The organism is Polycladospora coralii (assembly GCF_014773435.2).
GTDB lineage: Bacteria > Bacillota > Bacilli > Thermoactinomycetales > Thermoactinomycetaceae > Polycladospora > Polycladospora coralii.
This window is the reverse complement of the sequence record NZ_JACXAG020000012.1, coordinates 22,591-36,780: the sequence shown is the minus strand read 5'-3', so window position 1 is coordinate 36,780 and position 14,190 is coordinate 22,591. Positions and strand designations below refer to the sequence as shown.

13 protein-coding genes are annotated in these 14,190 nt (G+C 35.5%); 10 read left to right on the top strand and 3 right to left on the bottom strand.

What is annotated here, in order from left to right; translation table 11 throughout:
• Positions 1–256 precede the first annotated feature (256 nt).
• From IC619_RS15685 to IC619_RS15670, 4 genes are all read left to right on the top strand, one after another.
• On the top strand, positions 257–1,264 hold the full coding sequence (locus tag IC619_RS15685) for a phosphotransferase (protein WP_191140989.1): 1,008 nt from the start codon (positions 257–259) through the stop codon (positions 1,262–1,264).
• Between the two features lie 551 nt (positions 1,265–1,815).
• Positions 1,816–2,802 (top strand): phosphotransferase, encoded by a 987-nt coding sequence (locus tag IC619_RS15680; RefSeq protein WP_191140990.1) that lies wholly within the window; start codon positions 1,816–1,818, stop codon positions 2,800–2,802.
• Positions 2,803–3,060: 258 nt separating this feature from the next.
• A complete protein-coding gene (locus tag IC619_RS15675) occupies positions 3,061–4,323 on the top strand; it encodes an erythromycin esterase family protein (protein ID WP_191140991.1) in 1,263 nt (420 codons plus the stop codon).
• Positions 4,324–4,382: 59 nt separating this feature from the next.
• Positions 4,383–5,978 carry a HEAT repeat domain-containing protein gene (locus IC619_RS15670; RefSeq protein WP_191140992.1) on the top strand — a complete coding sequence of 532 codons (1,596 nt, stop codon included), beginning with the start codon at positions 4,383–4,385 and terminating at the stop codon, positions 5,976–5,978.
• Positions 5,979–6,215: 237 nt separating this feature from the next.
• Here the strand turns inward: IC619_RS15670 and IC619_RS15665 are convergent, their stop codons facing one another.
• Together IC619_RS15665 and IC619_RS15660 are read right to left on the bottom strand one after the other, a co-directional pair.
• Positions 6,216–7,127, bottom strand: coding sequence for a sigma factor regulator N-terminal domain-containing protein (locus IC619_RS15665; protein WP_191140993.1), 912 nt, complete (start codon positions 7,125–7,127; stop codon positions 6,216–6,218).
• Entirely contained in the window at positions 7,112–7,618 is a 507-nt protein-coding gene (locus IC619_RS15660) for an RNA polymerase sigma factor (protein WP_191140994.1), read from the bottom strand. The genes IC619_RS15665 and IC619_RS15660 overlap by 16 nt, the downstream gene beginning before the upstream one ends.
• Before the next feature lie 112 nt (positions 7,619–7,730).
• Here IC619_RS15660 and IC619_RS15655 point away from each other — a divergent pair, with 112 nt between their 5' ends.
• The 4 genes from IC619_RS15655 (at position 7,731) to IC619_RS15640 (ending at position 11,551) form a co-directional block, all read left to right on the top strand.
• The gene (locus IC619_RS15655) at positions 7,731–8,561 is read left to right on the top strand and encodes a MerR family transcriptional regulator (protein ID WP_191140995.1); all 831 of its coding nucleotides are present in this window, start codon (positions 7,731–7,733) and stop codon (positions 8,559–8,561) included.
• A gap of 89 nt (positions 8,562–8,650) precedes the next feature.
• Positions 8,651–9,631, top strand: a complete 981-nt coding sequence (locus IC619_RS15650; protein WP_191140996.1) for a C45 family autoproteolytic acyltransferase/hydrolase — start codon at positions 8,651–8,653, stop codon at positions 9,629–9,631.
• A gap of 310 nt (positions 9,632–9,941) precedes the next feature.
• The gene (locus IC619_RS15645) at positions 9,942–10,727 is read left to right on the top strand and encodes an SDR family NAD(P)-dependent oxidoreductase (protein WP_191140997.1); all 786 of its coding nucleotides are present in this window, start codon (positions 9,942–9,944) and stop codon (positions 10,725–10,727) included.
• 179 nt (positions 10,728–10,906) lie between these two features.
• Positions 10,907–11,551, top strand: coding sequence for a TetR/AcrR family transcriptional regulator (locus tag IC619_RS15640; protein ID WP_191140998.1), 645 nt, complete (start codon positions 10,907–10,909; stop codon positions 11,549–11,551).
• 552 nt (positions 11,552–12,103) lie between these two features.
• Here the strand turns inward: IC619_RS15640 and IC619_RS17145 are convergent.
• Positions 12,104–12,229: a hypothetical protein gene (locus tag IC619_RS17145; RefSeq protein ID WP_283770992.1), complete on the bottom strand. Its 126-nt coding sequence runs from the start codon at positions 12,227–12,229 to the stop codon at positions 12,104–12,106.
• A gap of 220 nt (positions 12,230–12,449) precedes the next feature.
• Here IC619_RS17145 and IC619_RS15635 point away from each other — a divergent pair, with 220 nt between their 5' ends.
• Together IC619_RS15635 and IC619_RS15630 are read left to right on the top strand one after the other, a co-directional pair.
• Entirely contained in the window at positions 12,450–13,298 is an 849-nt protein-coding gene (locus IC619_RS15635; protein ID WP_191140999.1) for an ABC transporter ATP-binding protein, read from the top strand.
• Positions 13,249–14,148: an iron-hydroxamate ABC transporter substrate-binding protein gene (locus IC619_RS15630; protein ID WP_191141000.1), complete on the top strand. Its 900-nt coding sequence runs from the start codon at positions 13,249–13,251 to the stop codon at positions 14,146–14,148. The genes IC619_RS15635 and IC619_RS15630 overlap by 50 nt, the downstream gene beginning before the upstream one ends.
• Positions 14,149–14,190 lie beyond the last annotated feature (42 nt).

The following is a 14,190-nucleotide window of genomic DNA, read 5'->3' as shown; positions in this document are numbered from 1 at the left end:
ATCGAAAAGGTAGCTACATCCTTTGTGACAAAAGCTAAATAAATAAAATAGGAAATAGAAATTTTCATAAATTATAGAATTAAATGTTTGATAAAGGGTTAAATACACACATATATTGCGGGTTCTAAAGCAAATACACAGAATCAAAATGGAATAGCTTCATCCAATTTTATTGGCAGGAGGTGCTTGATCTGAACATTTTAATCGAGGAGCCGTCGCGTGTTCACGCGTAATCGAATAGAATGGGTATTATGACATGAAGAAAAAAGGAGAGTACATGGGAAATAGCATGTTATATCCATCATTAGAAGAAATTTCTATTGCATATCATAGCAGTTATCAGTACAAAAAAAAAGTGGACGAGGTCAGAATTATATCGCGAGCAGAACGTTTGTCCAAGCTAATAATTGAATACGAAATTGTCTTTCATACGAAGCGTAGTCGCAATCAAGTTGATCACGTTTTTCTAAAGATATATAAGAATAAAACAGATGCCGAAAAATCTTACCAAATGAATCATCACTTGTGGATGAATGGATTTCAATCTGCAAATTATTCAATAGCACGTCCACTTCATTATTTTAAATCGTATCAAGCGATTATGACAGAAAAAATGCGTGGAGAAGCGATGTTATCTTACATTATGTCGAGTAACAATACTAAAATCTTGGAAAGTATATTTCGAGTTGCTTACTTTTTGACAAAGCTACACCAATTAACATGCCCAACAATTTCATCTAATTTTGCGAATCGTTCAAAATCAAATCTTGAGAATTTTTATCATGATTTGATGGCGTTCACCCCAGGTCAAAGAACGGATATAGAATACATTTATAATATGTTACTACATCATTCTGAAAATATAAATAATAATAGCGCTACTTTTTTACATGGTGATTTTCATTTGGACAATATTTTTGTCAATGAGGGACAGGTTACTGTTATTGATTTTGATGATCACTTTCGAGGAGATTGTGCTTGGGATGTTGCCTATTTTTTGGCACAAATACATGTGAGAAGCTATCTCATTTTTGGTGACTTTGATCATTTCAACGATATTGCAGATTGTTTCCTAAACGCTTACTTGCTTTTTAATCCTCAGGAAGATCCTAATTCATTCCATAAGCGACTAGCTTTTTACAGTTCAAGATCTTTATTTGAGTTCTTATACTATGAAATTTGTATATTAAAGAAAAAAGAACCTACATTGCTTCAAGATTTTATTCAACAATGTCAGCGCTATATAAATGAGAAAAAAAATTAAAGTCATACTAAATTTTCTATGTTACTTCAGATGAGCAAATTTACTAACAATAATTGCCAATAAAAGAATCCATTTTAATCAATCTTTTTTCAAAATGAATTTTTTTTAGTTCTTACTAAATAAGGTTTGAAAAGCATTTCATTTACACTTTATTCCAAACCAACACCCCTCGGTGTAGATTTGAAGTTAACTTGCACCGTATACCAAAAAACCATTAGATATGATTATCTAATGGTTTTTTGGTAAAGTGTTGAAACTAGAGCAGGAATAATTGATCGAAAAGGTAGCTACATCCTTTGTGACAAAAGCAAAATATATAAAATAGGAAATAAAAGTTTTCATAAATTATAGAATTAAATGTTTAATGAAGGATTAAATACACACATATATTGCGGTTTCTAAAGCAAATACACAGGATCAAAAAGGGGTAGCTTCATCCAATTTTATTGGCAGGAGGTGTTTGATCTGAACGTTTTAATCGAGGAGCCGTCGCGCGCTCACGCGTAATCGAATAAAGTGGGTATTATGGCATGAAGAAAAAGGGGGAGACGATGGAAAATAACATGTTATATCCATCATTAGAAGAAATTTCTATTGCATATCATAGCAGTTATCAGTACAAAAGAAAAGTGGATGAGGTCAGAATTATATCGCGAGCAGAGCGTGTGTACAAGCTAATAATTGAATATGAAATTGTCTTTCATACGAAGCATAGTCGCAATCAAGTTGATCACGTTTTTCTAAAGATATATGAGAATAAATCAGATGTGGAAAAATCTTACCAAATGAATCATCACTTGTGGATGAATGGATTTCAATCCGCAAATTATTCAATAGCACGTCCGCTTCATTATTTTCAATCGTATCAAGCGATTATGACAGAAAAAATGCGTGGAGAAGCGATGTTATCTTACATTATGTCGAGCACCAATACTAAAATCATGGAAAGTATATTTCGAGTTGCTTACTTTTTGACAAAGCTACACCAGATATCTTGCCCGAAAATTTCATCTACTTTTGTGAATCGATCAAAATCAAATCTTGAAAATTTTTATCATGATTTGGTAGAGCTCATTCCAAGTCAAAAAACGGATATAGAAGCGGTTTATAATATGTTACTACACCATTCTCAACATTTAAAAGATGAAAATACCACTTTTTTACATGGTGATTTTCATGTGGACAATATTTTTGTCAATGAGGGACAGGTTACTGTTATTGATTTAGATGATCACTTTCGAGGAGATTGTGCTTGGGATGTTGCCTATTTTTTGTCACAAATGCATGTGAGAAGCTATCTTGTTTTTGGTGACTTTGATCAATTCAACAATATTGCAGATTGTTTCCTAAACGCTTACTTGCTTTTTAATCCTCAGGAAGATCCTAATTCATTCCATAGTCGACTAGCTTTTTACAGTTCAAGATCTTTATTTGAATGCTTACACTATGAAATTTGTATATTAAAGAAAAAAGAACCTACACTGCTTCAAGATTTTATTCAACAATGTCAGCGCTATATAAATAAGAAAAAAAATTAAAGTCATACTAAATCTCCTATGTTATTATTGTCATGAATTACAATGCGTGTGGGTTACTCATCTGGGCTTAGGTATATATTTAACTGAAGGTCTTTGGGTATTGCAAGGCGCATAATTTTGGAAAGCATTTTTATTTGAATCCCTGTTTGTACTTTTGAGTTAGATTTTGGCTCATACCGCTATTTTTTAGGTGGCAGCTTCTACAAGCCCTGTAGAAAATATTCGATTTTTAAAAATGATAAGTAGGGGGATTGAAAGATGATTTTTTCTAAAAAGAAACCTTTCTTATGGACGATAGTTTGTCTGATGATTGTATTATTAGGGTGCAGTCATAATGGTAAAGTATTTGATGAAGCAGAAAAATATGTTTCATCTGTAAATAAAATGAATATTCCGGATGATGTAAGAATAATTGGCTTGGGAGAGGCAACGCATGGTAATGTAGAACTTCAGAAGTTAAAAAAAGATGTATTTGAAACATTAATTAAAAATGAACATGTCCGTGTGTTTGTAATAGAAGGGGATTTTGGTGGCGGACAAGTAATTAATCAGTTTATTGTACATGGAAAAGGTACTGCAAAAGAAGCTGTATACGCACTTGATTACAGCATTTATAAAACGGAGCAAATGATCGAACTCGTTCAATGGATGCATGATTATAACGCTAGGGTTAGTGACGATGAGAAAATATATTTTTATGGAAACGATATGCAACGATATGATTACAGTAAAAAAGGTTTACTTGACTATTATGAAGTTGTTAACAAGAATGTGAAACAAAGTTATGCAGTTGAATTGGAACGTGCTTCAAACGATACAATGAGATCGTTATCAGAGAAGCAGCTGAAAAAAATAGATCAGGTGCTTGATGATATCATTTTTGATCTGCAAGCAAACGAAGTAGCGTATACTAAACATTCATCACCGGATGCATTTGCGTTTGCTTTAAAATACGCAGAACTTATGAAACAAAGAACAAAGCTATTTCTAAATGAAGGGAATTATCAACAACTGCGCGACCAGTATTTAACTGATAATTTGCAATGGATTTCGGAATTTGAAGCTGATCATGATAAGGTATTCTTCTCCGGACATAATGGGCATATCGAAAAAACGTCTGCTTCATTAGCTGGTTATAAAACGATGGGAAGTTACTTAGATGAGTTATATGGGTCCAAGTATTTTGCGATTGGCACCGACTTAACGAATAGTGAATTTCAAGCCTTAAACCGCGGATCGAATAGAAGAGAAAAGTATAAAATAGAGAACCATAATGAATTAGTTGATGCATTTCGTAAAGTAGAGTCAAATGTCTTTTACATTGATTTTGATAAAGCTAGTGAGTCAGAGGAATTGATGAGTATTATAGAATCGGAACAAAAAATGATAAACGTAGGTGATGACTTTCGTTCTTGGCAAAAGCGATTAAAAAGGTTTTACACAATTGAAATGATACCGAATAAGGCTTATGACGGCATCATTCTTTTAAAAGAAGCAACTCCAACTGATGTAATGGATTAAAGTTATGATTTTAAGCAGACTATCGGATATACCTAAAATTTTCGAAGGGAACAGATTAAATGAACTGGGACTTCTTTAAGCGAACAAAAAAATATCCTGCAGACTTATACACTAAGGAATATAAAGAGGAGGTACTATGTTCTATAGAAAACGATAATCAATGGACTAAAATCCCACTAGCTTTTTTATTTATGTTATCGAAATCAGATGAAGAAAAAGTTAGAACGGCTCAAATTCTACACAAATGTGTTATGAATTTGACGTACACACAAATGGCAAATCTAGATACCATTTTTAGAGATAGAACATCTATGGATTGGAGTTACGATTGGGGAAATGAGTCACCAAGAAACTTGCTATTAACCAGTATGAACGAAGAGGAAAGAGTATCCATTTTAGGGTTGTGTACATTTCATCCAAACGGGTACTTTCGAGAGAAAGCGTTACATACTTTGGCAAATTTTGAAACGGGGAGAGAAATACCATTCTTTCTTTTTAGATGTAATGACTGGGTCCCAGAAATTAGGCGTGTAGCGAGAATGAATTTTGAAAATAGAATTTCTATAAAGTATGGTAAGGAAATTGTACAAAATTTACCGATTGTATTTAAGTTGCGAAACGCTAAGCGTGCTGACCACAGTGTGCTTATTGAAAAGATTTTACAGTTTCTTGCACAAAAAGAAGCTATTGCGTTCCTAGAGCAAGGAACAAAATCTGAATTTAATAAAGTTAGGTTTTTTTGTTATAAAATTATGATTCATTCAAAAACATTTAACAAAGAGGCATTATTAAACTATCTACTGCAAGAAAGTGAACCTCATTTAAGATTTATTTTAATGAAAGAAATACTTAATGATATAAGCATAAAAAAGTTTAATGATATCTTTCCAATTCTAAGTAGAGATAAGTTTCCTAAAATACGAGTCGAAGTTTTACAGAAATACAACACTTTCCATCTTAAAGAAAGTATACCTATTCTAGAGGAAACTTTATTGGATAAAAATGGTTCAATCAGGTCGATCGCAAGATATTTATTAGAGAAACAAAATATAACAAACTTTGTTTCGTATTATAAAAGGGTTATCCATCAAGGCCCTAACGAAAAATATCGAGGCGCTTTACTAGGTCTGGGTGAAGTTGCAAATAAAGACCACATTGATTTGGTATTACCTTTTTTACAAGATGACAAGGTAGGTTTAATTAAAGCAGCCATTCGTACAATACGAATGTTGGACGGTAATACATATAAAAATGAATTTATTCATTTGCTAAGTCATGAACATAGGGGAGTTTCAAAAGAAGCTACAAGGTCACTGCAATCAACTTTTTTTCAAGATATGGAAACAGCTATTTATCATGTATATCAAAATGCTCAGTATGATCATACGAAATATAACGCTGCTGTTTTACTCTGTTCACTTCCCAAATGGAATTCGCTACCATATATTATTCTTTTTTATGTGTGCAAAGAAGATCAGTCAGTAAGTCATTTAGGAAAATTACAGTTAGTCAATTGGCTAGCAACTTTTAATAAAACCTTTAGTATTCCCGATAAAGAACAGATTAATTATATTCAATTTGCTTTAAAAAACCATGGTAAAAAGTTGATCGAAGAAGAAAAAAGGCAGATTGAATTTTACATAAAAGGATTTTGAAGAATGTATTTACAGATGATGATGTTTTAATCCTTCTAACTCAATTTGAAGAGAGGGAAAGAATGTTTCTCCTTTTTCTGTAACCTTGAACGCTAAGTGGGTTCAGCCCCTCACTTCTATAAATGGGGCTTTAATCCGGTGGAGTAGAGCTCCACCGGATTCCCCGATATTTCAGCTGTCATGGGTATTGTTGTTCGTCCTTGAAGGCGAGATGAGGTAGGAGATCCTCCTACTTTCTCATTTGTCTGGTTTTATATAGGGTACCATTTGTGCGGTAACACCTACAGAGGCTCCCCGGATAAAATCTTGATTTTCTAAGGCTTTAAAATTTTGGGTTTGCCCGGTGAGCATGACTCCTAAAATCTTTACTTCGTTCAACTGTTTATTTTGGTTCCGTTTAAGGTAATCTTGGATGGTTTTGTGATCGGCACGCTGATCATATTTTTTGAGGGAATCAATAAAGGTTGTATATGCTTCTTGAGGCGCATGAGATGAATCGAATCCGAAGATCTGCATGCCAGCAGGACCTTTACTCTCATCGACAATAGGCGATGTCATATATAACCATACCATATTTAAATTATCAGGAATTTTTGTTTGTATTTCTTGAAAGGTATAAGGTTTGTCAAAAGAAATGGCGACTTCCGCAACCTGATTTTCCATTTGTCCGAGTGCTTTTAGTTCATTTTGTACACCATCATGGTAATTACGGATCGACGGATGGTAAAACCTCGCAACTTTCTGCTTGGTTTGTTTATCATACATATAAAACTTCGTATTCGACCAGTGAGATCCAGGAATAAGTTCATTGAAATCAATTTGGTTCCGAACCCAACCATACGAACTCGTCAGCGTGCTCCATTGTACAAGATACCCATTAATATTTTTAGAGCGGTTCGTCACCATGCTTCCACCAAACATAGACGAGTTACTTGTAACTTGCGAATCAATCTGAATGTTAGGTTCCATAATACGATGTTGTAAAAAAAGTTGTTCGTGAAGGCGATTTGAACTTTTGGCAGCAAAGTAATTACCCGTTTTATAAATGACTGGCAACAATATAAGTACAACGATGATAGAAGTTATGACCATTTTTAATAAATGTTTTCGTTTTGCTTTTTTCAGGGCACCTCTTAGTAAATCTTCCATGATTGCTTTCCTCCTGAATTTTTGTAAACATATTTTCGTGCACGATATAGCTTCTGTTTTACGTTTCCTACTTTCATGTCCAACATATTTGCAATTTCTTCATATGAAAAATCATAGTAGTACTTTAGAAAGAACATTTCCTTATATTCCTTTTTGATGTCTTTTAACAAGTGAAAAATCTCATCCTTATTGATAAGCTGATCGAACTCATTGGTTGTTTGTCGTAGTTTTGCGTACATGTCCTCGGATATGTAGAGGTTTTGGTGCTCTTTCTTTCTTTTTAGATCAATGTATGCATTGAGTGCAACTCTAAAAAACCATGGACGTATATTATGCTCCGTTATATCATCCAATAAAGTGTATACTTTGTAGTAGGTGTTTTGAATGATATCTTCAGCATCTTCTCTCTGAGCCCCTTTTGCTATTAATAGCTTAAATACTTCCTCACCTAATTGAATTAGATAGGAGGTTAGCCCGTTATCTTTTTCCATTACCTATCCTCCTTGTACTTATACAACGATTAAGGCATTCAATTTGTATACACGATATATGTGGATGCAGGGAAAAGGCGGCTTTTCTATTCATCGAGGAAAGGATAATAAAATGTACTCAATTGGTCAATTTTCTAAAATATGTAAAGTGTCAGTAAAAACATTGCGCTATTATAGCGATATAGGATTACTTCAACCTGCATATATCGATCCGAAGACAAATTATCGCTACTATGATTATGAAGAAATTAAGGTGATGAACCAAATTATGCTGTTAAGAAAGTGTCAGGTTCCATTAGCGACGATTAAGCAGTTACTTCAAGGTCGCGCGCATAAAGGATGGGAGCAGATACTAGATGAGCAAATGAAAGCGCTTATCCGTCAAAGAGAAGACATTCAAAGGCAAATGCTTTGTATTCAGCAAATACAACAAAAAATTGCAGCAGAACAGTCACCCATTCCAAAACCCATACTATCTAAATGTAAGATAGAAAATCATACAGAGATCCCCGTTTATACTTTGAGAGAAACAATCGCCCTTAGTCAGATGGATCGTTTAGTAGAAAAATTATGGCATCAACTCTATGCATATCGATTAAATCCATTGGGCAGTTTGATGTCCACTTTCCATCACTATGAACAAGGGAAAGAGGGGGTAGATGTAGAGTTAATGATACCCATTGCGAATCCTTTAAATGAGTCTCAGGTTTTGGCGGGCGGAACCTATGCATCGCTTACGATACAAGGCCCTTATTCAGAGCTTTATTTGGGATATCAAAGTCTCAAAGAGTGGCTGGGTGAACAAAATCTCAAACCATTAGGTGCATATATTGAGATTTATGAAAAAGGGCTACTCTCTTTGTCGCATAATAGGAGAGAGATAAGGCCTGAGTTGAGTCGCCATCCATCAGAATTTATTACGAAAATATGTGTCGCTGTGTGAACCAACTAATTCCGGGATAGACTCTCCAGTTACTGGAGGGTCTATTCTTTATGGTAGAACAGATAAATATGGGATCGAGGAGGAGTTGTATGTATCATCCTAGATTAAAAGGAAGTTATTATGAAGCAGGCAAGCATTACGCAACGCTTCTATACCAGAAAGGAATTCGCTTTCCACAGATAACAACAGAACAATTAACATATGGTATGCAGTGTTTACCTATATTAAAAAAGTTTGACCCGAATGTGATCCAGGAGATAAAAGGTTTTGCTGAGGGATTTCAAACGAATGTCGAAAATGTGAGTGCGTTTCTTTTAAGTTTGGGTGTATTTGAGATGACAGGGCAGTGTAGTATCTTTGCCGCTTATAACGGTAAAGAAGTGATAGTTGGACGCAACTATGACATGCGATATGAATTCAGAAAAACGACTGAAGCAGCATTCGTAGATATAGATCGGCGTTATCCATATATCGGACATTCGGATTGTTTCATCGGTAAAGTAGATGGAATCAATACACATGGTTTATTTGTAGGGATTTCCGCTGTACCACATGAGGGCATCCAGAAGGGAATTAACTTCTATTTTGCTGTAAAGTATATCTTAGAAAATTGTCGTACAGTAGCAGAAGGGATCGAGGTATTACGAAAATTTCCAAGCTCTGTTGGAAATAATTATTTATTGGCAGATTCTTCGGGTGAAATGGCAGTAGTTGAGGTAGCACCTCACCACTTTCTTGTGAATCGGCCAAACGGTCCATATATTCATTGTACAAATCATCATGCGCGTACCCCAGCTTCACCAAAATGGAATTGGAGTAAATCGAAAGAGCGACATGTCAGCTTAGATCAACGTTTGCAGGAAGATGCACAGAATATGACGATAGACATTGCAAAATCAATCATGTCAGAAACAAAAGGACATGTATGCTTAAACTTAAAAAAACATCAGTTCGGCACATTATATTCCGTTGTTGCTAATTTAAATACATTAGAAATACACAGAGCTGAGGGTTCACCTCAGAGAGCAAAATATCAAGTGGATACAAGGTTAGGGAAGTCGTATAACTAAAATAGATTGACCTTTGCGAAGGTCAATCTATTTTTTATGTCCAAATAGAAAAGAGAGTGAAACCATTGACAAGAGACGTGGTGTCATTTATTATTTTAAATAACGACGCGTCGATTAATTTGATGTTGGTAAAGTGTATGTGGTTTGTTCATACTGTGAACCTTTTAAGAGAACAGGGTGACGAAAGCATTCCATGTAAAAACGAATTTCTGATTAATCGACTTTGAAAGTGTTGATCGTGGTCTCGTTACACTGGAAGAAGGAAAACCGATCTACTAAAGTTTATATGTTAAAAAGAGGAGAGATAAACATGACAAAAAATAAAACTGCATTGATTACAGGAGCATCATCGGGGATCGGATATGATCTAGCTCATATCCATGCTGAAAAGGGTGGTAACCTGGTGATTGTTGCTAGACGTGAGGATAAGTTGAAGGAACTGAAAGAGACATTAGAGAAAAGATATGGGATTCAAGTCATGACGGTTGTGAAAGATTTAGGTTTACCAAACGCTCCTTTGGAAGTATATGAAGAAGTGAAACAAGCAGGGATAAAAGTAGATTATCTGATCAATAATGCGGGCTTTGGTGGTCGTGGTAAATTTCATGAGCGAGATTGGGAAAAGGATTTAGCTATGATCCATTTAAATATTATTGCATTAGCAGCACTTACAAGACTGTTTTTACCTGATTTTGTAAAGCGTAATACGGGTAAAATCATGAATGTATCATCGACTGCTAGCTTAATGCCTGGTCCATTGCAAGCGGTATATTTTGCTACTAAGGCCTTTGTAACTTCATTTAGCAATGCGATAGCCGGAGAGCTACATGATACAAAAGTAACGGTCACATCCCTCTTACCTGGTGCCACAGAAACTGAATTTCTGAGTGCCGCTAATCTGAATAATACCGATATGGTGAAGAGCACAGCCAGCTCTAGAAAAGTAGCAGAAGATGGGTATAATGGAATGCTAGAGGGGAAACTAAATGTGATTACGGGACTGCCGTTTTCTCAGCGTATACAAGTGGCCGCAATGCCCCTACTCCCTAAAAGTATGCTTTTGAAAACGGTGAGACAAATGCAAGAAGTAAAATAGAAAATGCACACAATTGAAAAATAAAATGAATGAACACACTGGATACGATATAAGTTAGCTATTCGATCGTAGTGTGTATAGATGATAAATGAATCAAACGATGACATAGGCACATTTCCTGAGAAGAGGATATGTGTTATTTTTATTTAAGCAGGAGCTTGACGGTAAGGAGTGATAAAATGGGATTTTCAAGAGCAAGGACAAATGAGCAGAAGCAAAAGAGAATAGAAGAAGTAATGTGTGCGACAGCTCATTTATATGACACAGTCCCATATGAAGAGATTACGTTTGCTGCCATTGCCAAAGAGGCTGGTTTTGCTCGATCCAATCTATATATTTATTTTACAAGTAAGGAAGAAATTTTACTTGAAATACTAGTAAGCGATTTATCTTCGTGGTATCAAAATGTAGAAGCCTCTTTTCATGTCAGAAGGTCTTACGCGCTAGAGGAAGTGATGGAAGTTTGGACGGATGCACTGATAAAGAATGAGCGCCATCTCAGTTTACTATCAATCTTGTTTACAGTGCTAGAGAAAAATGTAACAGTAGAGGCACTTACCAAGTTTAAAGAAGGTCTTTTGACTGTCCAACAAAAGTGTTATCAGTTGTTACAAGGGCTTTTTCCAACTGCTTCTGATGATGCATTGCAACAATTTTTAGTAAGTGCGTTTGCGTTGGCGCAAGGGCTATACCCCATGACGCGTCTGTCCGAAGTGCAATTAGAAGCGATTGAAAACTGTACATTGGGCTATGTTCCACCAACTTTCCGTGATTCTTATTTGAAAGCATGTATTCAATTAGCACAAGGACTATTCGTGAAATGAGGGCGCTTCATATCGTCTGAGAAAAAACCTACGCGTGGTTTAGCCGGAGTGGATGATTTTATTTGCACACGTGAATTTAAGTGTTGGTTATGGGGGTATGAGCCTCTCCTTCTTATTGATAGTGTAAGGGAGAGAGGTTCATACCTGAGCTAACATTTGCTGGACGATTTTAAATACTTTATGCCAGTGGCTGCAGCATCGGGTTGTATCTTGGAAAGTACCAGCCATCAATTGTCATCTTCCGTCATACATCAATAGGTCACCTGCGACAGTAGATCCACGGCGATATAAAAATTATGAATCAATTTGACATTGAACTGGCTAGTATTGAGTGAACCCATGATGACAATATCACCTACAGGCAAATGGATTGATTAACGCTACCTTTTCTATCGTTTCTTGATCTTAAGGGTGGGTTTAGACCTCACTTATATAAGTGAGGCATACTTTTTTGGCAACTGGTTCAAGTTCGTTTATCCACTCAATTGCCGTATTGCTGTCCTTGGAAACGATGAAGTTTAACTTCAAGTGCAAAGATGAATCCTTGTTTAATCAGTCGAGCAATTCGCTTTTCTCCTGATAGAGGTGTTTGACCACCAATATCCTTGATTTTTTTTCAAAATAAATAAAAATCTCTTCTTCTAATAGCGGTTGAAATTCGATGATCTTTGTTTTCATTCTCCCTAGTCCACTATTAAATGCAGTGCCTACCAATACATATCATATCGAAATATTGGCTTTCTTTTTACGATAGCCGTTCTTTCCAACTCAAAAGAATCTATGTAAAATTTACACACAATAGTTGACAATGATTCTCAATGGCGTTATAGTACCAGTAGTCGTAATTGATAATGATTATCAATATTAAACAAGTGATTGAAAGAGGTGATTGAACAAAATGGTTCGCCTTCTTGTATATGATTTAAACGTGAGTTACGAAGAAAACTTAATTGTTAAGGATCTCAATATTCATATTCCAGATAAAAAAATAACGACCATAATAGGTTCGAATGGATGCGGAAAATCAACATTATTAAAAGCGATGACGCGTATTATCCCATATCGAGCTGGAATAATTGCTTTTGATGGTGTTCGTATAGAAGATGAAGATACGAAAAGCTTGGCTAAAAAGATGGCAATTCTGCCGCAGATCACAGAAAATGCCGTAGGTCTTACGGTAGGCGAGCTAGTTTCTTATGGACGCCATCCCTATCAAAAAGGATGGGGGAGATTAACGCAAAAAGATAGTGAAGTGATTGACTGGGCACTTGAAGTAACAGGTACCGCTGCTTATAAATACCAACTAATCGATACGCTATCTGGTGGACAACGGCAACGGGTTTGGATTGCTATGTCTCTAGCTCAAGAAACAGAAATGATCTTTCTTGATGAGCCTACTACTTATTTAGATATCGCTCACCAGCTTGAAATTTTAATGCTCTTACAGAAGCTAAATAAAGAGCAAGAAAGAACAATTGTTATGGTTCTACATGATATCAATCAAGCCGCACGTTTTGCTGATTACATTATTGCACTCAAAGATGGACAAGTTGTAAAAGCCGGAAGTGTTGAGGAAGTGATTCAGCGAGAAGTATTGAAAGAAGTGTTTCAAATTGATGCTGAAATCGGTCGTGATATTAGAACCCATAAACCGATGTGTATATCTTACGATTTACTAAAGGGAGAAGAATGTCCAAATGAAAAAGTTACTTATTCCGATACTTCTGTTATTAACGCTCGTACTTAGTGCTTGTGGAAATAGCACAGAAACTAAAACGGATACAGGGAGTATGGTTACTTATCAAGCTGAAAATGGACCAGTAGAAGTGCCTAAAAATCCGCAACGTGTGGTTGCCCTTTTCTTTGGTGGAAATGTCTTGGCACTTGATGCCAATGTGGTAGGAATTGATGTTTGGGCACCTAAGAGCCCGCTCTTGAAAGACCAATTAAAAGATGTAGAAGTCGTTTCTGAAGAGAATCTAGAAAAAATTATTGAACTGGATCCGGATTTAATTATTGGATTATCGACGACTAAAAACTTAGATAAACTTAAAGAAATTGCTCCTACTGTTACTTATACATATGGAAAATTAGATTACTTAACACAACACCTAGAAATCGCCAAACTTTTAAATAAAGAAGAAGAAGCACAAGCCTGGATCAATGATTTTAAGCAGCGTGCGCAAGTGGCAGGTGAAGAGATCAAAGCAAAAATTGGTGAAGATGCAACAGTAACGGTAATTGAGAACTTCGATAAACAAATTTATGTATTTGGGAAAAATTGGGGGCGTGGAACAGAGATCATCTATCAAGAAATGAAGTTAAAAATGCCAGAGAAAGTAGAAGAAGTAGCTTTGAAACCCGGTTATTACTTACTATCACCGGAGGCACTTCCTGAATATATAGGAGATTACCTCATTATTAGCAAATATTCGGATACAGACAACTCTTATATGGAAACAAAAACATATCAAAATATTCCGGCGGTTAAAAATAACCAAACTTATGAAGTGAATGCTTATATTAATTATTTTAATGATCCCACCACATTAGAGTATCAACTCGACTTTCTGAAAAAGTCGTTTCTTGGTCAGTGAAATTGGAAAATGAATGGATCATATGAGTATTTAGAACAATCA